The sequence below is a fragment of the Clostridium vitabionis genome, assembly GCF_015351765.1.
Classification (GTDB): domain Bacteria; phylum Bacillota; class Clostridia; order Lachnospirales; family Lachnospiraceae; genus Clostridium_R; species Clostridium_R vitabionis.
Map to the genome: position 1 here is coordinate 896,198 of NZ_JADKQA010000001.1, position 24,299 is coordinate 920,496.

The 24,299-nt window shown below is 59.5% G+C and carries 24 protein-coding genes; 1 reads left to right on the top strand and 23 read right to left on the bottom strand.

Annotated elements, in window-relative coordinates; translation table 11 throughout:
• The first annotated feature begins 159 nt into the window (after positions 1-159).
• Positions 160-789, top strand: a complete 630-nt coding sequence (locus tag ISF27_RS03880) for a hypothetical protein (RefSeq protein ID WP_194609257.1) — start codon at positions 160-162, stop codon at positions 787-789.
• On the opposite strand, the gene ISF27_RS03885 is transcribed toward ISF27_RS03880, so the two are convergent.
• The 23 genes from ISF27_RS03885 to argB form a co-directional block, all read right to left on the bottom strand.
• Positions 759-1,022: a hypothetical protein gene (locus tag ISF27_RS03885; protein ID WP_194609259.1), complete on the bottom strand. Its 264-nt coding sequence runs from the start codon at positions 1,020-1,022 to the stop codon at positions 759-761. The two genes, ISF27_RS03880 and ISF27_RS03885, sit on opposite strands and share 31 nt — an antisense overlap.
• The gene (locus ISF27_RS03890) at positions 1,009-2,052 is read right to left on the bottom strand and encodes an MBL fold metallo-hydrolase (RefSeq protein ID WP_194609261.1); all 1,044 of its coding nucleotides are present in this window, start codon (positions 2,050-2,052) and stop codon (positions 1,009-1,011) included. The genes ISF27_RS03885 and ISF27_RS03890 overlap by 14 nt, the downstream gene beginning before the upstream one ends.
• A gap of 4 nt (positions 2,053-2,056) precedes the next feature.
• Entirely contained in the window at positions 2,057-2,851 is a 795-nt protein-coding gene (locus tag ISF27_RS03895) for a pseudouridine synthase (RefSeq protein ID WP_407926042.1), read from the bottom strand.
• An 11-nt stretch (positions 2,852-2,862) separates the two neighbouring features.
• A complete protein-coding gene (locus tag ISF27_RS03900) occupies positions 2,863-3,663 on the bottom strand; it encodes an adenosylcobinamide-GDP ribazoletransferase (protein WP_407926043.1) in 801 nt (266 codons plus the stop codon).
• The gene (locus ISF27_RS03905; RefSeq protein WP_194609265.1) at positions 3,660-4,220 is read right to left on the bottom strand and encodes a bifunctional adenosylcobinamide kinase/adenosylcobinamide-phosphate guanylyltransferase; all 561 of its coding nucleotides are present in this window, start codon (positions 4,218-4,220) and stop codon (positions 3,660-3,662) included. The genes ISF27_RS03900 and ISF27_RS03905 overlap by 4 nt, the downstream gene beginning before the upstream one ends.
• Positions 4,221-4,233: 13 nt before the next feature.
• Complete coding sequence (cobT, locus tag ISF27_RS03910; RefSeq protein WP_235986005.1) at positions 4,234-5,463, bottom strand: nicotinate-nucleotide--dimethylbenzimidazole phosphoribosyltransferase; 1,230 nt, start codon at positions 5,461-5,463, stop codon at positions 4,234-4,236.
• Entirely contained in the window at positions 5,453-6,067 is a 615-nt protein-coding gene (gene cbiT / locus ISF27_RS03915; RefSeq protein ID WP_194609268.1) for a precorrin-6Y C5,15-methyltransferase (decarboxylating) subunit CbiT, read from the bottom strand. The genes cobT and cbiT overlap by 11 nt, the downstream gene beginning before the upstream one ends.
• Before the next feature lie 13 nt (positions 6,068-6,080).
• The gene (locus tag ISF27_RS03920) at positions 6,081-7,499 is read right to left on the bottom strand and encodes a cobyrinate a,c-diamide synthase (RefSeq protein ID WP_194609270.1); all 1,419 of its coding nucleotides are present in this window, start codon (positions 7,497-7,499) and stop codon (positions 6,081-6,083) included.
• Complete coding sequence (gene cbiE, locus ISF27_RS03925; RefSeq protein WP_194609272.1) at positions 7,496-9,163, bottom strand: precorrin-6y C5,15-methyltransferase (decarboxylating) subunit CbiE; 1,668 nt, start codon at positions 9,161-9,163, stop codon at positions 7,496-7,498. The genes ISF27_RS03920 and cbiE overlap by 4 nt, the downstream gene beginning before the upstream one ends.
• Before the next feature lie 29 nt (positions 9,164-9,192).
• A complete protein-coding gene (locus ISF27_RS03930) occupies positions 9,193-10,260 on the bottom strand; it encodes a cobalt-precorrin 5A hydrolase (RefSeq protein WP_194609274.1) in 1,068 nt (355 codons plus the stop codon).
• Positions 10,257-11,018, bottom strand: a complete 762-nt coding sequence (gene cobM / locus ISF27_RS03935; protein ID WP_194609711.1) for a precorrin-4 C(11)-methyltransferase — start codon at positions 11,016-11,018, stop codon at positions 10,257-10,259. The genes ISF27_RS03930 and cobM overlap by 4 nt, the downstream gene beginning before the upstream one ends.
• Positions 11,019-11,188: 170 nt before the next feature.
• Complete coding sequence (gene cbiD, locus ISF27_RS03940; protein WP_194609276.1) at positions 11,189-12,394, bottom strand: cobalt-precorrin-5B (C(1))-methyltransferase CbiD; 1,206 nt, start codon at positions 12,392-12,394, stop codon at positions 11,189-11,191.
• A gap of 141 nt (positions 12,395-12,535) precedes the next feature.
• Positions 12,536-13,678: a 30S ribosomal protein S1 gene (gene rpsA, locus ISF27_RS03945; protein ID WP_194609278.1), complete on the bottom strand. Its 1,143-nt coding sequence runs from the start codon at positions 13,676-13,678 to the stop codon at positions 12,536-12,538.
• Positions 13,647-14,543, bottom strand: coding sequence for a 4-hydroxy-3-methylbut-2-enyl diphosphate reductase (gene ispH / locus ISF27_RS03950; RefSeq protein ID WP_207727372.1), 897 nt, complete (start codon positions 14,541-14,543; stop codon positions 13,647-13,649). The genes rpsA and ispH overlap by 32 nt, the downstream gene beginning before the upstream one ends.
• Positions 14,544-14,562: 19 nt before the next feature.
• Complete coding sequence (gene cmk, locus ISF27_RS03955) at positions 14,563-15,225, bottom strand: (d)CMP kinase (protein WP_194609280.1); 663 nt, start codon at positions 15,223-15,225, stop codon at positions 14,563-14,565.
• Positions 15,226-15,366: 141 nt separating this feature from the next.
• Positions 15,367-16,305, bottom strand: coding sequence for a class II fructose-1,6-bisphosphate aldolase (gene fba, locus ISF27_RS03960; RefSeq protein ID WP_194609282.1), 939 nt, complete (start codon positions 16,303-16,305; stop codon positions 15,367-15,369).
• A gap of 371 nt (positions 16,306-16,676) precedes the next feature.
• Positions 16,677-17,813 (bottom strand): RNA-guided endonuclease TnpB family protein, encoded by a 1,137-nt coding sequence (locus tag ISF27_RS03965; RefSeq protein ID WP_194609283.1) that lies wholly within the window; start codon positions 17,811-17,813, stop codon positions 16,677-16,679.
• Positions 17,810-18,286: an IS200/IS605 family transposase gene (gene tnpA, locus ISF27_RS03970; RefSeq protein WP_328701496.1), complete on the bottom strand. Its 477-nt coding sequence runs from the start codon at positions 18,284-18,286 to the stop codon at positions 17,810-17,812. Before tnpA ends, ISF27_RS03965 begins: the two co-directional genes overlap by 4 nt.
• Before the next feature lie 73 nt (positions 18,287-18,359).
• Complete coding sequence (locus tag ISF27_RS03975; RefSeq protein ID WP_194609287.1) at positions 18,360-19,904, bottom strand: phosphohexomutase domain-containing protein; 1,545 nt, start codon at positions 19,902-19,904, stop codon at positions 18,360-18,362.
• Positions 19,905-19,959: 55 nt separating this feature from the next.
• Entirely contained in the window at positions 19,960-21,219 is a 1,260-nt protein-coding gene (locus ISF27_RS03980) for a BaiN/RdsA family NAD(P)/FAD-dependent oxidoreductase (protein WP_194609290.1), read from the bottom strand.
• Complete coding sequence (gene argF, locus ISF27_RS03985) at positions 21,216-22,127, bottom strand: ornithine carbamoyltransferase (RefSeq protein ID WP_194609292.1); 912 nt, start codon at positions 22,125-22,127, stop codon at positions 21,216-21,218. Before argF ends, ISF27_RS03980 begins: the two co-directional genes overlap by 4 nt.
• 98 nt (positions 22,128-22,225) lie before the next feature.
• On the bottom strand, positions 22,226-23,407 hold the full coding sequence (locus tag ISF27_RS03990) for an aspartate aminotransferase family protein (RefSeq protein WP_194609293.1): 1,182 nt from the start codon (positions 23,405-23,407) through the stop codon (positions 22,226-22,228).
• Between the two features lie 13 nt (positions 23,408-23,420).
• Positions 23,421-24,290, bottom strand: coding sequence for an acetylglutamate kinase (gene argB / locus ISF27_RS03995; protein WP_194609303.1), 870 nt, complete (start codon positions 24,288-24,290; stop codon positions 23,421-23,423).
• Positions 24,291-24,299: the final 9 nt, after the last annotated feature.

Sequence of the window (24,299 nt, forward strand, 5' to 3'; positions counted from 1 at the left end):
ATCGTTTGATGTTGTCATCATCCTAACACAAAGATGTGAAAAATATGTTATCATTACCATGTCCGACCGGATTCCCTACCCCGGAAAGGACGAAAGATCACGCAAAAGGGAAATGCCGGCGATCCGTATGATGCCGGCAAATCTGAACAGCTGGAGGTTATGATGACCAACATCCGTTTTAATCTCTCCGAGGACGTCATCGGGGAGCTCGACGATTATGTACAGAATACCATGCCCGAGGGCTATGCCACAACCATGGCGAACCTGATCCGCTACGCAGCCTTCCATCTCGACAGGAGCGGCAGCTATGAGATCATTGTGGACCACCCGGCCATGCTGCTCGCGGAGAGCGCCGCCGATCCGCTGGATGCGCTCGCCGGCGCTTCGGGGGCAATCCGGGAGGAGAAGGCGGAAGGCGCCGGTCTCCCGCAGGGCAGGACATCCGTCCCGGAGGACGCCGGGGCAGTCTGCCGGTCGCTTCTCCGGATTTTCACGGAAAACCTGGGAAATGTCCTCGAATCGGACTGCTTTTATGAGCCTGCCCGCGACGATATGGCTATTCTGCGCATCCGTTACGAGAGGCCGCAGGCTGTCCAGGATGTCATCCGGAACATGCCCTCGCCGATGCTGCCTTCGCCGGCAATCGAGGCTGACGGCTCCATCACCCTGCTCTATCTGCCGACGGCAAAGGACCGCGGCGGTGAGATCTACGATGTGATCGACCGTGTGGAGAGCCGCATGGACGGCTGCCTGGGCGATCACTCCATTGAATCGTCTTCCTCATTCTGAATCGTATAGCCGTCCTCCGCAAGCCGCTCCCGAACCATGCGGAGGACCTTCTTGTAATCCCGGCCGCTCTCGAAGAGCGCATAGGGATCTGGCATCCGCTCCGCGTCGAGCCCGTTCTCCCCGCAGGGCTGGACATACACGGTTGTGATTTTTGCCTGATTGACATCCGTGTAAATTTTTTTCAGGATCTCCTCGGGATCCCCGGGCTTCCATCCGCCCTCAATCCAAAACATCGTGTGAAAACGCATCGGTGTCTGCCGCTCCTTTCTCATTTTCCTCCACCAGATAATAGCGGTGCAGGCCAAAGTTTTCATCGCGGAGAATTTTCCCCCGGAGGACAAGGTAATCGAGGTGCGCGAGAGCCTCCCCCATCGCGAACCATTTCTGGACGACCGGGAACTCATCCCAGTTTTTCGCCCGGATCCGCCAGGTCATATGGCCCGCGATATCATAACCGCTGAATCCGGGATTTTTGCGCACGATCCCCTCGGTCTCCTCGAGGCGGCGCAGGTGATGGTGGATGAGGCTGTCGATCCGCCCGCCGTAATCGCCGCGCTCCCGGTGGCCCGGAAGCGCCAGCCGGACCGGATAATTCCGCACCCGGACGAGGCTGTCCAGATAGTCTCCCAGGGCATCCTTCATCACCGTCCAGGACGTGATGTTCGGTGTGATGGTGAAGAGCACATGGTCGCCGGTGAACATGATGCCGTCCTCCTCGAGCCAGAACATGCTGTTGCCCGGCGTATGGCCCGGCGTGAGGACCATCCGGAGCTTCACATCCCCGGCGTCAAGAACCGCGCCGTCGTCAATCGGGATAAAGCGGTCGTCGATCACCCGGCACCTTGCCTTCATCACCGGATTGTTCCGGAGATTTTCCTCCACCAGGTTTTCCGGAAAGCCTTCCTCGAGAAACCGCTCCGCCACCGTCCGCGTGGTTTTCCCGGCATTGACCATCCGCATATAGTCCAGATCCCGGCGGCTCAGATACACCCGGCTGTGTTTTCCGGCAGCATCGGCGGCGAGCCCGCTGTGGTCTGAGTGGAGGTGGGTGAGAAGGATATCTGTCCGGGCCTGGTTCCACCCGATGTCCCGAAGCCCTTCCATCAGCGCCTCCAGGCAGTCTTCCGTCCGGAAGCCGGTGTCAACCAGAAAGTCCCTGTCCCGCCCCCGGACAAAATAGGCATTCAGCTCCCTGAGCGGGTTTCCCGCGAGGGGGACGCCGATCCTCGTGATCCGGCTATTGATCTGTTCGGTTATGCTCATTCTCCTACTCCTCGCCCCATGTCCCCGGTACACTTCCCTCTCCGGCGGAAGAGCCTGCCCCCGGTTCGTCATAATCTCCGGCGTCCTGATTTCCCTCCGCCGTAAGAAGCGCAATCTCGCCCGCGGTGAGCGGCCGGTATCCGCCCGCCGGGAGGGCCGGATCCAGGGACAGCGGCCCCATCGTAAGCCGTTTCAGGCTGAGAACTTCCTTGCCGACGGCATGGAACATCCGCTTGATCTCGTGGAATTTCCCTTCCTGGATCGTCACCCGCACCTCGGAGGTCTCCCCGTCACTCCGAAGAATGACGAGCTTCGCGGGCATCGCCGTAAACTCCTCGTCGACCGTGAGCCCCTCCGCGAAGCGCGCCACATCCTCCTCAGTGACCTTCCCCCGGATGCGGGCGAAATAGGTCTTATCCACATGGGATTTCGGGGAGAGCAGCCGGTGGGCGAGAAGCCCGTCGTTCGTGATGAGCAGGAGCCCCTCGGTGTCCTTGTCGAGACGCCCGACCGGGAAGAGGTCCCGGCGGGTTCTCCCGGAAATCAGGTCGAGAACTGTCGGCTGATACCTGTCCTCGGTCGCCGTCACCACGCCGGCAGGCTTGTTCAGCATGAAATATTCGACCTCGTGGTAGAGCACCGGCTCCCCCTCCCAGGTCACCCGGCTCTCCGGCACAACCTTTGTCCCCGGGTCGCGGACAGTTTTTCCCTCGACGGTCACGCACCCCTTCCGGATCCCGCTCCGAATCACCAGCCTTGTCCCGACACTCATGTCGGCAAGATATTTGTCAAGCCTCATACCCATCCACCTCACAATCCGAAAATCGCACAGACAGCGCAGAGGAGCACTCCGCTGAGCTCGGTCCGCTCCAGAAACCAGCCGGCCAGGTCGCCGGTGATTCCCCCGAAATCCCTGACCGCGGTCCGCCGGTAGAGAAGAAAAGAACCCGCAGCCGCGAGAAAGCTGAGGACGCCGGACATGCCGCCCATCCCGGCCATCCACATCCCCGAGAGGGCCAGCCAGAGGACGAGCACAAGCCCGGTCTTCCCCCGGTCGGCGCCGGAGGAGAAGGCTGCCGCCAGCCCGTCCTTCTTCGCCATCGGGAAAATCATGAGCGAAAGCCCGCTCAGGGCACGCTCGGCGGCGAATAAACCCGCCATGGCGTATGCCCCGCGAAAGCCGCCCTCCGCGAGAAGCCGCTCCGGATCCGCGATCTCGGATAATCCCGCGGCATAGAGAAGGAGGTAAACCGCCGCCCCGATCACCGCGAAAGCGCCGAGATGGGGATCCTTCATAATCCGGAGCTTCTCCTCACGGCTTCCGAAGGAATGGCGGGCATCCGCCACATCGAGATACCCATCCATGTGGATCCCACCGGTCACGAGAAATGGCAGCGCTGTGCCGCCCAGCGTGAGGAACAGCCGCCCTGCCCCTGCCCCGGCAAAAAGCCGGAGAAACAGCACGAGAAGTGCCCCCTCAGCCACGCCGACCAGGGGGAAAAAGCACATCGCATAGCGCATCCTGCGGTCATTCCAGCTCACATTCGGGACAGGCAGTGCCGAGTACATCGAAAAAGCCAGAAGGAGGCTTCCCAGGAAATCCATATTCATCCTCTCCGCCTGCCGGCGCCGTCCCCGACAGCCACCGGTATGCCGTAAACCACCTCAATCAGCCGGTCCGCCTCCGCGGCCAGCCGCATTTCCACGCGGGAGAGCACGCGGAGAATCTGTTCCGTCTCCCCGGGATAGCTCCTGCCGTCCGACCGGATCTCATTCATCACCGCGATGAGGTTGCGGCACCTGCCCCGGAGCGCGTGAATCTCCTGAAAAGACTGGCCGGACAGGTTTAGGAGGGCATTTTCCGGAATCGCCTCCCCGCGCCGGGCAAAATACAGATCATAATACTCATTCATGACCAGGTTGGTCACATCCTCGAGAAGGATCGTCTCGTAATCTTCCCGGACTTTCAGGCGGCTTCCCATCTCCAGCGTCCGGAAGCCGCGCCCGGCGCGCATGGCGCGGTGCCTCTCTACCCGTTTTCTCCCCTCATCATCAAAAACACGCATGGTGGCGACATAGAGCCTCGGCCCGTTTCCCAGGGTTCCGGCTAACCGTTCCGCCCATTCGGACTTTCCGCTCCCGGCGCCGCCGGTGACCAGATAAAACATTTCCGCCTCCGCATCAGTACGGCTGATAAGCCGTAACACCTATCTCCTCAAAAGACAGCATATCCCGGTAAACCGCAAGCGCCATGTCGAGCGCCGGAAGGAGGAGAAGCGCCCCGGTACCCTCACCAAGGTGAAGCCCGGCATGGATCGGAGCCTCCTTGCGGAGCTCCCTGAGGATGCTCCGGCTCCCCGGCTCGCCGCTGGCATGGGAAGCCAAAAGATATCCGCCCGCCGCGGGCAGGATCCGAACCGCGCAAAGTGCCGCGCACTGGGAGATAAACCCGTCCATGACGACCGGGATCCGGGAAATCGCGCCGCCGAGAAAAAGCCCGGCCATCCCGGCAATGTCATAGCCGCCGAGCTTTTGGAGAACCTCCATCGGCCTCGAGGGGTCCGGCTTTCTCGCGGCAATCCCCTCCCGGACAGCCCGGATTTTTGCCGAAAGCCCCCGGTCGGAGAGCCCTGCCCCCCGGCCCGTCACATCCTCCGGCGCCGCGCCGAGAAGGACGCTCGTCATGGCACTCGCCGTGGTGGTATTGCCGATCCCCATCTCCCCGCCGGCGATGATCTCCACGCCGCTTTCCGCGAGGACGCGGGCCGCGTCAATGCCGGTGAGGACAGCGCGGAGGCATTCCTCCTCCGTCATCGCGTCCTCCCGGAGAAAATTCCGGGTTCCCCGGCGGACCGCCCGGTCCACCAGCGGATGAACCATTCCGGGATCCTTGATGTCCTCCGCGATCCCGAGATCCACCGGATATACCCGAGCGTCGCACCTCGCTGCCATCAGCGAGGAACAGCTGGTTCCCCGGGAAATATTGCCCGCGACCACGGATGTCACGCCCTGCCCGGTCTGGGACACGCCCTCCTCGACAACGCCGTTGTCCGCGCAGAAGATCACCAGGGCGCGCCGCCCAAGTGAGGGCAGGAGAGCTCTCCGCATAGCCGCGACCGCGGAAATCTGGGCTTCCAGGATGCCAAGGCTGCCGAGCGGCTTGGCAATGTCCGCCCAGCGAAGTTCTGCCTTCCGACGGAAATCCTCGTCCGCAGGCTCTGCCTGCCCAAGCCGCCTCTCCAGCTCATCCCGCAGCTGCACGCCGCCCATGCCGCGGAAATCCGCGAGTTCGCGGCCGAAATCCATGGCCTCCTCCGCCGGCCTGCCGAAATCTCCGATTTCCCCGGCAGGACTGCCGGAAGCTATAGCCTCCCCGGCGGGACTGCCCGGGAATGTTTCTCTATCTCTCATTGCGATCTCCCATCTCCCGCTTCCCGCCAAAGGACAGGACCGTCACCGGATTCATCCCTTCCATCAGGTGGAATCTTCCGGCCTTTTTTGCCCGGGAAACCATGAGATTTACGATCTCCGGCTCGATTTTTCTCCTGGTGAGTGCCTCCATGACCGCGGCGAACGACTCCACGGCGATCAGGTTCACCACCACGCGGAGCTCCGGGCAGGCGGGAAGCAGCAGATCCAGCATTTCCCCGAGGTGTGCTCCGCCGCCGCCCACAAACACGGCATCCGGAAGCGGCGACAAACCGTCCCTGGTTCTCTTTAGCTCACCGACGAGCGAACCCGGAAGGTCACCGCCGATGATCCTGAGCCTTGCGGGGGAGAGCCCGGCCTTCTCCGCATTCCTGCGGACGAGCCCGAGCGCCTCGGGATTCCGCTCAAATGCCGCTGTGCGAAGGCCCGGATACGTCAGCGCCGCCTCCACGGACACAGAACCGGTTCCCGCCCCGAGATCCCAGAGAACAGAGCCGGAGGTCAGGCAAAGCTTCGCGATCGACACCGCGCGAACCTCCTCCTTCGTCATGGGGACATTTCCCCGGATAAACCAGTCGTCTCTCATCTGTCCTGTCCTTTCATTTTAAGCCAGTTTCCCCGTTTGTCCAAGCCCTCTGACAGCTTTCACAGAAAGACAGCCAATTCTCCAGAAATTCCGGGCAGGACAGCCAGTAAAGATGCGGAAATCCGGCGATCTGCCCGCGTCCGCTGTCGTGCATGCACGGCCATGTCCGTCCGGACGGTTTTTCCGCAGTCCAGCAGCTGCCCGGATTGCTGCTCTCCCAGTAATGGAACTCGTGCCCCCGGATGCGAAGCCCGCCCCTTGCCGTGTATTCCGCATAGCCGAAGCGGCTGAGATGGTCCGTCCGGCGTGCGTTCTCCGGGTAAATGCCGAAGCCCTCCCGCAGAACACCGTCCGCACCCTCAAGCTCGCGGTGCAGCGCGAGGAAGCCGCCGCACTCCGCAATCCAGGGCATTCCCCTGTCCGCCGCCCGGCGAAGTGCCCGCCGCATCGGAAGGTTCCCCGCGATTTCCTCCGTGTAAAGCTCCGGGTAGCCGCCGCCCAAGAGGATCCCCGAGCAGCCGTCAGGGAGCGCCTGATCCCGCAGCGGGCTGAATGGGAAAATCTCCGCCCCCATCTCCCGAAGCAGCCCGAGATTTTCCGGATAATAGAAGGAAAATGCCTCATCCATGGCGACGGCAATGCGGACGGCAGCTTTTCCCCGCCCGGCCTTCCGGCCGACGGGTTCCTGATCCTGCATGCCCGGTGTCCGGCTGCCGATTCCGGCTTTTTCAATATCCTCCTCCCCGGCAACCGCGAGGAGCTTTGGGAAATCTATGCAGGTTTCCAGCCGGTCCGCCAAAAGATCTACCTGCCGCAGAAGCCCCGGAACTTCCCCGGGGAGCACCAGCCCGAGATGCCGGCTCTCAAGCACAAACGCCGGATCCTCCGGGACACAGCCGACGACAGGAATCCCGCACAGCCTCTCGATCTCCGTGCCTGCCGCCTTCCCGGCCGCAGGCTTTATCCGGTTGAGGAGGACGCCGGCGATCCGGCTGTCCGGACGGAACTTCTGAAACCCCAGGACTTCCGCTGCCGCGGAGAGCGCGCTTCCCCTTCCGTCAACAATGAGCAGCACCGGCGTCCCGGTGATCCTCGCGATGTCGTAGCTTCCCGCTTTTGTCGAAAGCCCGCCCCGCACGGCGATGCCGTCATAATACCCCATGACCCCCTCGATCAGGGCAAAATCCGCATTTTCCCGGCGGATGGTCCGGCGGAAAAGCGCCCGGACATCCTCCTCCCCGAGAAAATAACTGTCGAGGTTCGTCCCCGGGATGCCGAGCACTCTCCGGTGGAACATCGGGTCAATAAAATCCGGCCCGCACTTGAACGCGGCGGGATGAAATCCCTTCCGGAGAAGAAGCCGCAGCAGGCCGCAGGTGATGAGTGTTTTCCCCGAGCCGCTCCTCGGCGCGGCGATCATCAGCTTTTTCATGTGGTCTTCCTCCCGGCATCCCCATATTCCTGCGAAATCCCCGACGGCTCAGCTGTCCTGTGCCGCAGTGCGAGAATCGCCGGCGATTCCTGCGCTGCGCCGAGAAGCTCCCTGACGATTCCGCCGGTCACCCTCTCCTCAGGATAGGACAGCTTTTCCGCCAGGTACGCCTCGTCCTCCCCGCAGCCGAGGCTTAAGAGACACCGCAGAAGCGGACCCGCACTGTTTTTCCCGCCGAGGAGGAAGATTTTCCAGGGTTTCTCCGGGCGCTCAAGCGAGGTGCGGAGTTCTTCCTCCGGAACCTGCTGCCCGTGCGCGGAGAAGATTTCCGCATCCTCCAGGGAAATGCCGAGTACCGAGGCCAGGCAGCTTACGCTGGAGATTCCGGGAAGGACCCGGACAGTACAGGCTCCGGGGAGTGCGCCCTCCCGGAGCCGCCTCCTGAGCCCGGAAGCGCCGCTGTGGAACCCGGTATCCCCGGAATAGAGCACCGAGACGGTTTTTCCCGCGGCATGACGAAGAAGCTCCAGCACCGCATCCGGGAGACAGGCCTCCGCCATCCGCGGCAGGGTCTCCTCCGGAAGGCAGCAGCCGCGGAGGTATTCCTCCGCGGTGCGAAGCATCCGGGCTGCGCCGATCAGAAGATCGCTCTCCCGGACCGCCCGGCGTACCTCCTCCGTCATGAGATCCGGATTTCCCGGCCCGATCCCGCAGAGGAAAATATGCGCCGGGACACCGGGCGCCCCAGAAGGTGCGTCCGAGGATCCTGTCGAAGCGCATTGCTCATCCTGCGGCCATCCGGCTGCCCTTCCCGCTTCCCTGAGAAGCAGCCGCTCGGTCTCCGGAACAGTGATCCCCGCCTCCCTGGGGCGGCGGATCACCAGGGAGCGGATGCCGAGATCCGACGCAGCGGCAAGCTTTTCCGGCGTCCCTCCCGCTTCCCCGCTGTCCTTCATCACCATCCAGCCCGCATGGGTCATCGAGAGCACCGCCCGGTTCATCTCCCGGGAAAATGGCCCCTGCATCGCGATGATCCTCTTATCCTCAATGCCCGCCTTCTCCGCAAGCGCGAGAGGCTTTCCCCCCGGAAGGATTCTTGCGAAGAGGAGGCCGCGGAGCTCCGGAACCGCGGTAAATACCCCGAGCTCATGGCTTCCCACCGTAAGGAGGACCGGATCCGGTTCTTCCCCACGGGCGTTTTTCGCCCGGACATCCGCGCGGAGGATCTCCGCGGCTGCCGCGGCACTTTCCGCGAAAATCACCCCCGGGAGAGCGGGCGTCTCCGGGCTGCCCGAAGTTCCCGGGCCGGCGGGTATTCCCGGACCGGCCGGTGCTCCCAAAAGGGCCGCTGTCTCCGGACGGAGGCAGCGGACAACGCGGACCCCGCCGGCGGCCGCGGCTGCCCGGCGGATATTCGCGGAGACATTGACCGCATACGGATGCGTCGCATCGACGACGAGCCTGATCCCCTTTTCACGGAAAAATTTTTCCATGTCCGCCTGCTCCATCGCCCCCTCAAGGGGAGAAAGGAACGGGCTTTCCGGGAGAAGATTCCTCCCATATCCGGAAACAACACTGATGTATGCGGAGATCCCCTTCTCCGCGCAGAACACGGCCAGTTCGCGCCCCTCGGTTGTCCCTCCGAAAATCAGAATTTTCCTCATAGCCACCTCAGAATCAGATGATTTCCACCTCAGAATCGGATGGGTTTTCGTGTAAATTCCGCGACGGCAAACGCCGCGCCGCCGATGATCGTCTTCGGGAGAAGCGTCCTCGCCGCGCTGCCGAAGGAGAGCGCCCCCGCATGGGAGGCTCTGCCGCAGACATTGCCGACGCCGGCCGTATCCCGGACAAATTCCGACGCAGCAAAATCCCCGGGGATTTGTCTGAGCTGCTCCGGCGTATAGACCAGGAAAGGCAGTCCCCATTCCGCACAGAGCCTTTTCAGGGCATTTTCCTCCTTTTTGCGGTCAAGGGAAGCGACCGCGGCGAGCTCCCGCCGGTCTGTCCCCGCCAGCCGGAGCGCCTGACAAGCCCCGGCCTTCACCTCGGCAAAGGAAGCACCCTTCCGGCAGCCGACCCCGAGCACAGCCCGTTTCGGCAGGAGGACCATCATGCCGGTTTTCGCCGTCCCGCCGGCCTCTGCGCGCTCGATCATTGTCCTGAGGGAAGCCGGATTTCCCCGCCGGGTGTCCGGAATCACCAGATTCATACGCTCCGGCTCATCCGGCAGGAGCTCCCGGGGAAGCTCCGGTTCCATCGGCAGCTCGCAGAACAGGCCGATCATATCTCCGGCGAGAATCGCGGAAGAAACCTCCTTGATTCCGCCGGGATCAAGGATCGTGAGAAGGTTCTTTTTGGCAAAGAGATCCACGGCAAAAGCCCCGCGGATGTCCGTCGCTGTCGTGATCACCGCCTCAGCGCCGATCACGGAAGATATGCGGCGGGCAAGCGCATTTGCCCCGCCGATATGTCCGGAGAGGATCGGGATGACGTAGTGCGCTGCCTCGTCAACGGCGAGGACAGCCGGATCGGTCATCTTCGAGCGGATAAAGGGCGCGATGGCGCGCACGGCAATGCCGCAGGCGCCGACAAAGACGAGGGCATCCGACTCGGAAAATGCCCTGTCCGCGTATTCCCGGAGGGAAATGTCCAGGGAAGAAAACCGGTCCGTCCGGACATCTTCATCCGGAAATGCCGCCGCGATCTCCCCCGCCGTCAGAGCCCCCCTGTCTGTGAAGCTGAGAATCCAGATGGTCATGGCAGCCTGCCCTTCCGGCAGCCCGTCGTGAAATCCGGATCATAGAGCTTCGAGCGCTCATAACTCTCCGGCGCAGCCGTGCAGCCGATCACAAGAAGCGCGGTGTTGGTGAGCTTCTCCCGGCGGCAGGTCTCCGCCAGCGTACCCAGGGTACAGCGGAATACCCGCTCATCCGGCCAGGAAGCCCGGTAGACGACCGCCGCCGGTGTATTTTCCGGCATTCCCCCCTCGATCAATTCCCGGGAAGCCTTCCCCGCAAGTCCCGTGGAGAGAAAGAGAACCATCGTCGCTCCGTGCGCAGCAAAGGAGCGGAGGGATTCCTTCTCCGGCACCGGCGTCCGCCCGCCTGTCCGGGTGATGATCACACTCTGGCTGACGCCGGGCAGTGTGTACTCGGTTTTCAGGGAGGCTGCCGCCGCGCAGAAGGAACTCACACCCGGACAGTTGTCATAGGGGATGCCCAGCCGGTCGAGCTGATCCATCTGCTCCCGGACAGTCCCGTAGAGGCAGGGATCGCCGGAGGCCAGTCGGACGGTATTCCCTCCTTTCTCCTCCGTCTCCCGGATCGCCGCGATGACTTCCTCGAGCGTCATCTTCGCGCTGTCCAGGGCATCCGCTCCCGGCTTCATCCCCTGAAGGAGCGCCGGGTTGACCAGGGAACCCGCGTAAATCACCCGGTCAGCCTCCGCGATCAGGCGGGCGCCGCGCACGGTGATGAGATCCTCCGCGCCCGGCCCCGCGCCGACAAAATGAACCATTTTCCCGTCCTTTCCCCGCAGAATGCGGTCTGCGTAAAAATCCTGCAATCCGGCTGCCCGGGATCCGGGCAAATGCCGTCGTCTCAGCAGATCCCTGTGCGGGCGGCTTTCGTCTCAGCGAACCTCCGCGGATGCTCCCGTCTCAGGGGATTCCCGCGGATGCTCCCGTCTCAGCGGATTCCCGCGGCTTCCTCTCCCGCCCCGCGGATCTCCCGGGCAAATGCCTCCGCCCCGCCGGTCTTCACCAGAAGGCCTGCCCGCTCCGACGAGAGGACCACCTCCACCCGGAGGGGAAAGCGCCCTTCGAGAACGGCCTTCACCCGGTCCGCCGCGATCGCCATCGCCCGCCCGAGGAGGCCATTTTCCCGGAGGAGGGCGCAGGCCTCATCGGTCGTCCTGAGGCTTTGCATCCGGGCAAGCACCGCCTGCCCCGCCCCGGCCGCCCGGGCAGCGTCCGCCATCAGCTCCATACGGCGGTCGCCGTACTTCGAGTGCGTGTTCATCACCCCGCCGGTAATCTTGATCAGTTTCCCCGGGTGTCCCGCCAGAAGCACGCGCTCCGCGCCCTCCTCCGCCATCATCCGGAAGGAATCCCCCACATAATTGCTGATGGTGACAATCCGGTTCTCCGGGATCCCGAACCTCCTGGACAGCTCCCCCGCCCCGATATTGCCCGGAGCGGCCGCAAGGGCTCTCAACCCCCGGGCGGTTTTTGTCCGGATATCCAGACGGATGGAGGCGGTCAGGGCGTCCTCGCTCATCGGCCGGACAATACCGCTCGTCCCCAGGATAGAAATCCCGCCGACGACGCCGAGCCGCGGATTGAAGGTCCGCGCGGCAAGCTTCTCGCCCTCCGGTACCGAGATGACAGCCCGGAACCATGCGTCCCCTCCGGCTGTCCTCCCCGCCCGCCTGAGTTCATCGGCACAGGCGGAGAAAATCATCCGGCGGGGCACCGGGTTGATTGCCGGAAAGCCAGCCGGATCCGGGAGACCGGGCATCGTCACGGTTCCCACCCCGGTGCCGCCGGTGAGAAAAAGGCCGGGGAAATCCGGATCTGTGTACTCCTTCCGCCCCTGAAGGTTCTCCTCCGTCCCGGTAAGCCGCGTCACCTCCGCCCGGATCTCGGTTCCGCCGGTGATATCCGGGTCGTCCCCGGCATCCTTCCGGATGCCGCAGGCAGCGGAGCTGTCCGAAGTCCTGGAGATGTACAGGATCTCCGGGTGGACCACAATCCCGGCAGGGGTATGGATAGCAATTCCCGCCGCGCTCTCCCCCGTGAGGACAAGGCGCATGGCGCACGCAGCGGCAGCCGCCGCGCAGGTCCCTGTCGTGATCCCATTTCTCAGCGGACGCGGGCTATTCCCATCTGCCATCCGGTTCTCCCTTTCTGCCGCCGGGGCGAACACCCGCCGGCCATCCTGCCCTCCCTTGCAGGGCATAATTTTTCGGCTATCGAAAATGAGGCACCTGCCTTGCGGCAGATGCCTCATCAAAATTCATTTTTGCCGGGCAGTTTACTGCTCGTCCTCGGTCTCTCTGGCAACCTTGTCAATGTCCACGTCAGCGACATCCTCGTCCTGCTGTGAAGCCTGGTTCTCCAGTGCCTTCATGCTGAGGCTGATCTTGTGATCCTGGCCGTTGAAGTCGACAACCTTAGCGGTAACCATCTGGCCTACGCTCAGAACATCGGACGGCTTATCCACATGCTGTCTGGAAATCTGGGAAACGTGAAGCAGGGCGTCGATTCCCGGCTCGAGCTCAACGAATGCGCCGAAATCGGTCATTCTGGCTACTCTGCCCTCGACAACGGTGCCGACAGCGAACTTCTCGTCAGCGTTAAGCCACGGATTGGTCTCCGGGAACTTGAGGCTCAGAGCAATCTTCTCGCCGTTGATATCCTTGATCAGGCATCTTACCTTGTCGCCATTGTGGAAAATCTTCTTCGGGTTCTCCACACGGCCCCAGGACATCTCGGAGATGTGCAGAAGGCCGTCCGCGCCGCCGAGGTCGATGAACGCGCCGAAATCGGTGACATTCTTAACCGTACCCTCAACCGTATCGCCAACCTTGATCTTCGCGAAGAGAGCTTCCTTGAGCGCTGCCTTCTCCTTGATCATGAGCTGCTTGCGGTCACCGATGATGCGGCTTCTTCTGCCGTTCGGGTTGAACTCGGTGATCACGAAATCGATCTCCTGGCCCGCATACTTGTTGAGATCTCTCTCATAAGTATCGCTGACCATGCTCGCCGGGATGAAGACTCTGGTGCCTTCAACCTCGACAACAAGTCCCTTCTCCACAACCTGGGTAACCTTCTCGTGAAGGACTGTCTTGTTCTCGAAAGCTTCCTTCAGCTTCTGAAGACCCTTGTCAACCGCGGCTCTCTTATAAGAAAGGGAAACCATTCCCTCGCCGTCATTAACCTTAAGAACCTTAGCTTCCATATCATCGCCGACCTGAACCTTGGTTCTGAGGTCAAGACCGGACTCGTTGGAATACTCATTCTTCGTGATGACGCCTTCAGACTTGCTGCCGGGGATGCTGAGGATGATCTCGTCTTCCTTCACGTCGACAACTTTACCGGTGACAATTTCTCCTGTACGTGGTTGTTTGACCGAGTTGCTCTCCTCAAACAGATCCTTGAAACTTTCTTCGGACATTAAAACTTACCTCCTCAATAATTTGATTCGGGGTGGAAGCCCCGGCGGTAATACCTACGCTGCGCACAGTAATTGTCTTTTCAGGTTTTAAGTCTTTCAGTGTCTGAATGTAGTATGTAGACTTACATTTGCTCCTGCAGATTTCCACCAGTTTCCGGGTATTGGAACTGTTCTTCCCACCGATGACAATCATCGCGTCGACCCCGGAAGCGATCTGTTCTGCTTCGTCCTGCCGTTCCTGTGTTGCATTACATATCGTATTTACACAAATAACACTATAATTCATTTTCCCGATTTTTTCAACCAATTCTTCAAATTTCTTATGGTTGAATGTGGTCTGGGAAACGATCGTAATTTTTTCTCCGGGAATCAGGTCACCGGAAGCTTCAAGGGCAAGGAAATCCCCAAGATTTCCGATCACGCGGGTTCTCTCGTCGCCCCAGCCGACGATGCCCTGGACCTCGGGGTGGTCAGGACTTCCCACGATGATCACCCGGCGCCCGTCCGCATCCGCCTGCTGCACGATCTGGTGGATTTTCTTGACAAACGGGCAGGTCACATCCACATAACGGATCCCGCGCGCGTCGAGAAGATCATAGATCCTTTTCGGGACGCCGTGAGACCGGAGAATCACGGTTCCGGAACGGACACCGAGAAGCTCTTCCTCAGACTCCAGGACTTTCACCCCGCGGCGCTCAAGGTTCGCGACAACTTCCTCGTTATGAATGATCGGCCCCCAGGTATAGATCGGCGCTTCCCCCTTCGCGAGCTGCCCCTCGACGATGTCCATCGCGCGTTTGACACCGAAGCAGAATCCGGCGCTTTTCGCGACGACGACGCGGATATCCTCTTTCTTGTCTTCCATCCTTCTCTCCTAGAAAATATCAGTGTGCCTCATAGGCGATGGCCGCGATCTGCGCCGCCACCTCCCCGGGCGTCATCTCCGAACTGTCGATCAGCACCGCGTCGTCGGCACGCCTGAGCGGGGAATTCTTCCGGTGCATATCCCGGTCGTCCCTCTCCTCAATCTCCGCCTTCACCTCGGCAAGGGACGGCTTCGGATCCTTAAGCTCCCTGTACCTTCGCTCCGCGCGCACCTGGCTGGAAGCGGTGAGGTAAATTTTCACCTTCGCGTCGGGAAGGACGACCGTCCCGATGTCCCTTCCGTCCATCACCACATTGCGCCCGGCGGCAATCTTCCGCTGGAGTTCAACGAGCTTTGTCCGGACCGGGGTCTTCGCCGCGGCGACCGAAGCCATGCGGCTGACTTCCTTGGTGCGGATGAGGGAGGAGACATTCTCCCCGTTCAGGAACACCAGAAGCTCCCCGTCCCGATCCTCGAGCGTGATGTCCACCTGCCCGCAGGCTTTCCGAACCTCATCCTCATTTTCCATATCCGTATGATTCCGGAGAAAATACAGGGCCATCGCCCGGTACATGGCCCCGGTGTCCACATAGAGATAGTTCATCTTTTTGGCCAGCATCCTGGCGATGGTGCTTTTTCCCGCTCCGGCGGGTCCGTCGATCGCGATATTGACAGCCTGCATGCGATTTGCCTCCTTCATCCGGTGTCCGCTGCCCGAAACGCCGGAAGCCCCCGGCACCGGGCACCGACAACGTGAAAATATCGGGATGACACGAAAGCCACCCCGATACTTCACTTGATCAGTGTTTCCATCATTTACCTGTCAGATCTTGCCCTCAGAGCCGAGAACCTCACGGATCTTGTGCTCAACGATGGCTTTCACATTGGCACGGCCGTCAGCGATATACTGTCTCGGGTCAAAGTGATCCGGATGCTCGTTGAAATGCTGGCGGATGCCGGCCGTCATGCCGAGGCGGAGGTCAGTATCAATATTGATCTTGCAGACAGCGCCCTTTGCCGCCTCGCGGAGCTGGTCCTCCGGAATGCCGATGGCATCCTTCAGCGCGCCGCCGTTGGCGTTGATGATCTTCACGTATTCCTGCGGAACGGAGGACGAGCCGTGAAGAACGATCGGGAAGCCCGGAAGCCTTCTGGAAACTTCCGCAAGAATGTCCAGGCGCAGCTTCGGGTTCTGGCCGAGTTTAAACTTGTATGCGCCGTGGCTTGTCCCGATGGCGATAGCCAGGGAATCCACACCGGTGCGCTTCACAAACTCCTCAACCTGATCCGGATCGGTGTACATGGCCTTATCTGCCTCAACCGAAACCTCATCCTCGACACCGCTCAGCGTGCCCAGCTCAGCTTCAACCACAACGCCGTGTTCATGTGCGTACTCGGCAACCTTCCGGGACTCGGCGATATTCTCCTCAAACGGGTGGCCGGAGTAATCGATCATGACCGACGTAAAGCCGTGATCCACGCAGTCCTTGCAGGTCTCAAAATCCGGGCCGTGATCCAGGTGGAGCACGATCGGAACTTCCGGATGGAGCTCTACAGCCGCCTCAACAAGCTTTACCAGATATACGGAATTTGCATACTTTCTGGCGCCCTTGGAAGCCTGCAGGATAACCGGGGATTTCAGCTCAGCTGCCGCCTCGGTGATGCCCTGGACGATCTCCATATTGTTGATGTTGAAAGCACCGATGGCATAGCCTCCGGTATAGGCTTTCTTGAACAGTTCCGTAGAAGTAACTAGAGCCATGACTAACCGCCTTTCCGCAAAGAATACCTGTGATTTTTATTGTTCCCTGCCCTTTAAATTTACCGCAAAACGCACAAAATCACAAGATCGCGGGGAAAATTTGTTCCTGTTCAGCACATTCGTGGGGATCGTCCGCAAAAACGGCTGCTTGCGGACGGCTTTGCGGGCTATCCCTGCGTATGTGTTGAACAGGAACCATGCTGTGGAGGCTGAACAGTATTCCCTGATCGTGAACTACTCGGTTACAAGTAACCGAGCTTCCTGTTTCAACCACTACTGCGCTGGCTACGATGATACGTAACGGCTCGTCTTACACAGTGTCCACAGGCGTATGAGTTTGGGATATTCCATCCCTACTGTAATATTTAGTTTTAGGCTACTTTAGTCAGTAGTCGTAATCCCTCACGTAAGATATTGATAGCGGCATTCTGGTCACGATTCATCGTAAGACCACAATCACATTTCATTGTGCGAATTGTGAGATCTTTCATCTCGGGATGTATCTTGCCACAACAATGACATATTTGTGATGACGGAAACCACTTATCTACCTTGATAAGATACTTATTCCTATCAGATAGCTTGTATTCAAGCATAGACAGGAACATACCATAACCGTTATCAAGAGTAGCTTTGCCGTTACCGAAGCCATGATTTGCCATAGACCTCATGTTTAAGGATTCCACGCAAACAACATCATACGAATTGGCTATCTTCGTAGATATTTTATGCAGGTTATCCAGACGCTGATTAGCGATATGCCTATGTATCTTATTCACTTTACGAAGTTGCTTTATATAATTATTGGACTTAACCTCGTGTTTCTTAGAGCCTTGCATACGTGATAGCTTACGCTGTGCTTTAGCAAGCTTGTTATGACTCTCACGATAATACTTATGATTAGTACCTGTATTGCCGTTACTGTCTACATATAAGCCGTCAGAAGCATAGTCCAATCCGACAGCATTATTTTTATCAGCCACGTAAGGATTTACGATATTCTCAAACTCAAAGAGTACAGAGATATAATATTTGCCATCAGATTCCTGTGATACGGTAGCCGATTTAATTGTCCAACTATCGTCAGGCACACGATGGATAACAGCTTTTACCCTTCCAATCTTAGGGAGCTTAATACATTTGTTATCTATGATAGCAACTGTGCCTTTTTGATTGTTTGTAGTATAGGACTTACGGCTATGCTTTGCGGATTTGAATTTAGGAAAACCATTTTTCTTTTTGCGGGATTTGCTAAATGTATTGCGGAACGCTTCCTGTAAGTCCATTTGCTTATTGGCAAGAGCAAGACTATCCACTTCCCTAAGATAAGGATAATCGTTCTTATATTTGGCAGGCGTAACAGTAGGAAATTTGCCCGTAGCTTTGTAGCCGTCAATTTTATCGGAAAGCATAAGATTATAGACCTTACGACAACAGCCAAAGGTCTTAGCAAACATAACAGATTGTTCAGTTGTGGGATGCACTCTGTATTTGATTGCTTTATTCATAACTGACAGTTCTTTTGCCTTTCAATATACTTTAGAATGTTTTCTTCTGATGTAGAGCCTATAGTTTCGCAGAAGTATGAGCCGTTCCAAAGTTGTCCCTTCCATAAATATTTACGCAAATCGGGATATTCTTTGAACAATGTATTACCCGAAATGCCTTTGAGATACTTTACTATCTGTGTCACAGATATCTTAGGTGGAGCAGATACAAAACAATGCACATGGTCACTCTCACCTACTTTACAGTCTACGACAGTAAAACCCTTTTCATTGCCGATAGCCTTTAGGAGTTCATATAACCTGTTGGCTATCTCAGGTTTAAGGACTTTCCTGCGGTACTTTACGCACCATACTATATGATAATCGATGTTGTATACGCATGTTCGTGCGTGAGTGTATTTGCTATCCATACATATAGTATATATCAAAAGTTGCAAATACGCAACAATATACTGCATTTTTCCGTAATACATATAGTGTGTTCGGTACTATAAAATAACGGGCTTTCATCTCGGCTATAAATAGCCGAGATGAAAGCCCGGTTACTTAAAGGGAAAGCCTCCCCTTCGACCGGAAGAACGGCATCACTCTGCCGAGGATTACCTCTACGCCGCCCGGATCGCGGGACTCCACGTTGACCGGAAGAACCGGGTCATGGAGAGACTTGCGAAGGAGCAGCCAGCCCTTCACCTCGGGATCGTCAAAGCTTACCCGGATGCCTTCATAATTCGGCGTCACGATATGGAACCGGGGATCCTCCCTGGCCATCGCCTCAAAATCCCGGAGCACAGCGTCGCCGTAGGCGCCGAAATCGGCACCGGCAATGTGGAAGCGGAGCTCTCTCGCCTCGGCGGGATAACGGAGGCCGGCGATCAGCGAGCGGATATCCCGGTGCTCCCGTCGGAGCTGGGCCATGCGGATGATGATCTTCACGGCGATGTACGCGCCGTCGTCGGAGAAATGATTTTCCCGGAATGCCCCATGCCCGGAGGTCTCGATCGCGAGCTCGCAGTCCTCGCCGTTCCGGTTGAGCTCGATTCCCTTGTCGATCACATTCTTGTAGCCCCTGCGGAAGCGCAGGTGCTTCATGTGAAGCGTCCCAACCAGGAACTCGTGGAGCTCATCAGAGGTCACCGAATCCGTGACCACCGTGGTTCCCGGTTTCTTCTCGTTGATGATGGCGGCCAGGAGCGCGATCAGCGTATTCCGGTTCACCTCGGTGCCGTCGGAAAAGACCACGGCCCCCCGGTCACCGTCGCAGTCAAAAATCACGCCGAGGTCGGCATGGCTTTCGAGCACGGCCTTGCGGATCGCGTCGATCGCTGCCGGATTTTCCGGATTGGGCACATGATTAGGAAAATGCCCGTCCGGGTCAAGGAAAGCGCTCCCGGAGATATCCGCGCCGAGCGGGGCGAGAATATCCGTGGCAAAAAAACCTGCCGCACCGTTCCCCGCGTCAACCACAATGTGCAGCCCGGCGAGGGGGTGGGTCCGGTCCTCGGCATTTACCCCGTCGATGATCAGCTGCCTCATATGTTCCGCGTAGAGGGAGACAAGGGAAAATGCCTCTGCCCCATTTCCCCCATCAGGAAGCCTGTCCGCACGGAGAATCTCCTGCGCGTCCTCCGCACCGTATTGCTCCGCGAGCTCCGCCGCCCGGTCCAGGATGGCGCGGATCTCCGCCTTCTCAAGGCCGCCCTCCTTCGTGAAGAATTTCAGCCCGTTCCGGTTGAAGGGCAGGTGGCTTGCGGTGATCATCACCGCGCCGTCAAAATCCGCCCCCGGAAGCAGGGTGGACTGGAACATGGCCGGCGTGGACACCAGGCCGCAGTCGAAGGCTTTTGCCACCGAAAGCCCGGAGAGGCAGCCAGCCTTGATCGCCTCCGCGGTGATGCGGCTGTCGTGGCCGACGCCGATCCGGAGCGCGGATTCGTCCTTCCCGCCCTTCTCCGAGAGCCATCCGGCGTAAGCCCGGCAGATAAACGCCGCAAGGGATGGGGTGAGGTTTTTCTCCTCCCCGCCCGCTGCGAGGGCAGCCCCGCGGACGTCGCTGCCATTCTGCAGTTTCCGGAAAATTTCTTTCACGTTCATACCTTCTCCTTTTCGTGCCGCCGGTGCAAAATTCTGCGTCCGGCACTCCGCGGGATTACTCCTCCGGAGCCGCGGCGCTCATGCCGGCGAGATGGCCGGTACTCCAGGCAATCTGCAGGTTAAAGCCGCCGGTCTCGGCGTCCAGGTCAATCATCTCCCCGGCAAAGTAGAGCCCGCGGACCAGCTTGGATTCCATCGTCGACGGGTTGATTTCCCGGCAGTTCACGCCGCCCTGCGTGATAATAGCTTCCCCGAAGCCGCGGGATGCCCGGACGGTGTACGTCACGTGCTTCATGAGGGCAGCCAGGTTCCGCCGCTCCGCCCTGGTCACCGCGTTGACCTTCCTGTCCGCGGGAATATTGCTTCTGCGGACGATCTCGGGAATCAGGGCTGCCGGGAGGAGATGGCCTAAGGAATTCGCGAAATCCCGGTTCTTCTCCCCGTCAAAATCCCGGAGGATCCTGGCGTCCAGCTCTTCCTCGGTGAGCGCCGGCTTGAGGTCGATGGAAAGTCTTAGGCTGTGCTTCCTCAGGCGCTTCGCGGCGAAGCTCGACGCGCTGAGGATAAGCGGCCCGGAGACACCGAAATGGGTGAACAGCATCTCCCCGAACCCGCGATAAACCTCCTTCTTTCCGTCGAGCATGCGGACCTCGACATTTTTCAGCGAGAGCCCCATCATCGGCGAGGTGTCCTCCTCGGTCTCCAGCGGGACGAGGGCGGGAAGAAGCTCCGTCACCCTGTGCCCGGCTTCGCGGGCCATCCGGAAGCCGTCCCCCGTGGAGCCGGTGGACGGATAGGAAAGCCCGCCGGTGGCGAGGATCAGGGCATCCGCCGGAATCTCCCGCTCTTCCTTGTCCTTTCTTCCCCGGATAAGGAGGCCGGCGATCCTTCCGTCCGTGATCTCCGGGCGGACAGCCTCCGTCTCCAGGAGGACGCGGACGCCGAGCTTCTGCATCCGCAGGGTCAGCGCCCTGGTGACATCCGAGGCGTGGTCTGAAACGGGAAATACCCGGTTTCCCCGCTCAATCTTGACCGGGAAGCCGGATTTTTCCATAAAGCCCATCATATCCTGATTATTGAAGCCGCTGAAGGCGCTGTAGAAAAACCGGGGGTTCGTGACAATCTTTTCCAGGAAACTGTCCCGCCCGGCGGCGTTGGTCAGGTTGCACCTGCCCTTGCCCGTGATGTAGATCTTTTTTCCCGCCTTCTCATTTTTCTCGATGACGGTGACCCTCGCGCCCTGTTCCGCCGCGGCGATTGCCGCGGCCATGCCGGCCGCCCCGCAGCCGGCGATAACAATCTGTTTCCCGCTCATGCGTTGTCCCGCATCAGCTTCACCATGACTGCCTTCTGCGCGTGCAGCCGGTTTTCCGCTTCCTCAAAGATCTCGTCCGCGTGGTCCTCAAACACCTTCTCGGTAATCTCGTAACCCCGGTATGCCGGCAGGCAGTGGAGAACCATCGCCCCGGGCTTTGCCAGGCCCATCAGCTCGTCATCAACCGTGTAGCCGGCAAAATCGCGAACCCTCTTCTCCTTCTGCTCCTCCATGCCCATGGATACCCACGTATCCGTGAACACGGCGTCGGCGTCGGCTGCCGCCTCCTTCGGGTCATTGGTGAAGGTGAAATCTTTATTCTGGGATGCCCACTTGAGGATCTCCGGATCCGGGCGGTAGGCTTCCGGCGTCGCCACCGCAACCTTCATGCCCATGCGGAGGCCGCCGACAATCAGCGAATTTGCCATGTTGTCGCCATCGCCGATGTAGGTCATCTTGAGCCCGTCCAGAACGCCGTACTTTTCGCGGATGGTCATGAGATCCGCCAGCACCTGGCAGGGGTGGCAGTAGTCAGTCAGGCCGTTGATCACCGGGATGGAGCCGTACTTTGCGAGATCTTCAACCTCCTTCTGCTCGTAGGTCCGGATCATGATCATGTTCAGATACCGGGAAAGAACTCTCGCCGTGTCCTGCACCGGCTCCCCCCTCCCGATCTGGAGGTCACGGGAAGAAAGGAACAGCGGTTGGCCGCCGAGCTGGTAGACCCCGGTCTCGAAGGAGACCCTTGTCCTGGTTGAGGATTTCTGGAAAATGAGCCCCACCGACTTTCCCGCGAGATGCGGATGGGGGATATTGTGCTTGCGCTCATATTTCAGCTGGTCAGCGAGATCAAGTACCGCTGTGATCTCCTCGGTGGACATATCCTGTAATTTCAGCAGATTTTTCATCGTATTTTCCTCACTTCTGTGTATCGATTATGCAATTGCACGCACCTGTCAGGGCTGTCCGCAAAAGCCGCCTGCGGGCTGCTTTGCCCTCCTGGTGCTCAGAATACCTTCTTCATGACCTCGACCGCCGTGTCCATTTCCTCCCGGGTGATCACAAGAGGCGGAAGCAGGCGGATGACATCCGCACCGGCGGTAAGGACAATGACGCCATTTTCCAGGAGGCGGTTCACGAACGCCGCCCTCTTTTCCTTATCCCTCAGCGCAATGCCGATCATGAGGCCCATGCCGCGGACCTCGGCGATCTCGGGGGAACCGATCCCGCGGATTTTTTCCATGAGGTACTCCCCCTTCTCCTCCACCGCGCGGAGAAATTCCGGCTTCGTGACCTCCGAGAGGACAACGCAGGCGGCGGTCATGCTCATCGGGTTTCCGCCGAACGTGCTGCCGTGGGCACCCGGGCCAAGAACATCCTGGAGCTTCCCATTGACCGCGAAACCACCGACCGGAAGCCCGCCGGCAAGCCCCTTGGCCATGCTGATCGCATCCGGCTCAACGCCGTATTTCTGATAGGAGAACAGGGCACCCGTGCGGCCGATGCCGGTCTGCACCTCGTCGACGAGGAACAGGATATCCCGCTCCCGGCAGAACGCCGCGGCGGCCTTCACATACGCCGGATCCAGCAGATGGACGCCGGATTCTCCCTGGATCAGCTCCATCAGGACCGCGCAGACATCATCGGTGCACTTGGCCTTGAGGTCGTCCAGGTCATCCGGCACTGCGTAATCGAAACCCTCCGTGAACGGATAGAAATACTTATGGAACTGGTCCTGTCCGGTCGCCTTGAGCGTCGTCACGGTCCTCCCGTGGAAGGAATTGACCAGCGTCACAATCTTCGCCCGGCCCTCGCCGTACTTGTCGTAGGAATATTTGCGGGCGATCTTGATCAGCCCCTCATTGGCCTCCGCGCCGGAGTTGCCGAAAAATACCCGCTTCATGCCGGATTTTTCGCAGAGGAGCCTGGCTGCCCGCGCGCAGGGCTCATTGTAATAGAGGTTGGAGACATGCATGAGCTTGTGGGCCTGCTCCGTCAGCGCATCCACGAGCTTCGGGTTGTCATGGCCAAGGCAGTTTACGCCGATGCCCGAAGTCAGGTCGATGTAGCTCTTTCCGTTCACATCAAAGAGCGTGGCGCCCTTCCCGTGGTCGAAAGCCACCGGGAAGCGGCCGTAGGTATGCATCACATAGGTATCATCCAGCTGTTTGATTTCGTCAAATGTCATAAGGCTCACCTCATCAGGAAAACATCGTGCCGACGCCGTCGTTGCTCAGAAGCTCGATCAGGATCGAGTGGGGAACACGGCCGTCCTGGATATTGGCGCGCTCCACGCCCTGGCGCACCGCCTCCACGCAGCACTCCACCTTGGGGATCATGCCGCCGGAGATCACGCCCTGGCGGGTGAGCGCCGGAACCTCGGAGACCTTGAGCTCCGGGATCAGCGTCGCGTCGTCCTTCGGATCCCGCATGAGGCCCCGGACATCCGTGAGCAGAATCAGCTTCTTCGCCCTGAGCGCCACAGCCAGCTTTTCCGCCGCGGTATCCGCGTTGATATTATAATTGGTGTTCTCATCCATGCCGGCCGCCACAGAGGAGACGACGGGGATATACCCTTTTTCCAGCATATCCAGGACAATCTGCGGGTGAACCTCCCGGATCTCGCCGACCTTGCCGTACTCGGTGCCGTCCGGGTCAACCTTCTTCACCGCGCGGAAAAGGCCGCCGTCCATGCCGCCGAGGCCGACGCCGCGGCCGCCCGCCTTGTCCAGGAGGGAAACCAGGTTCTTGTTGACCTTGCCGCAGAGCACCATCTGGACGACATCCATGGTCTCCTCATCCGTGTAGCGGAGCCCGCGCACAAAGGTGGACTCATGGCCGATTTTCTTCAGCATCCGGGAAATGTCCGGGCCGCCGCCGTGCACCAGCACCACGCGGATGCCGACCAGGTTGAGCAGGACGATATCCCGGATGACATCGTCTTTCAGCTCCTCGCTGGTCATGGCATTCCCGCCGTATTTTACCACGATAATCTTACCGTTATACTCCTGGATATACGGAAGCGCTTCCGCCAGGACATTTGCCCGGACACCGGGCTCCATATTGATCATCTCGTCTCT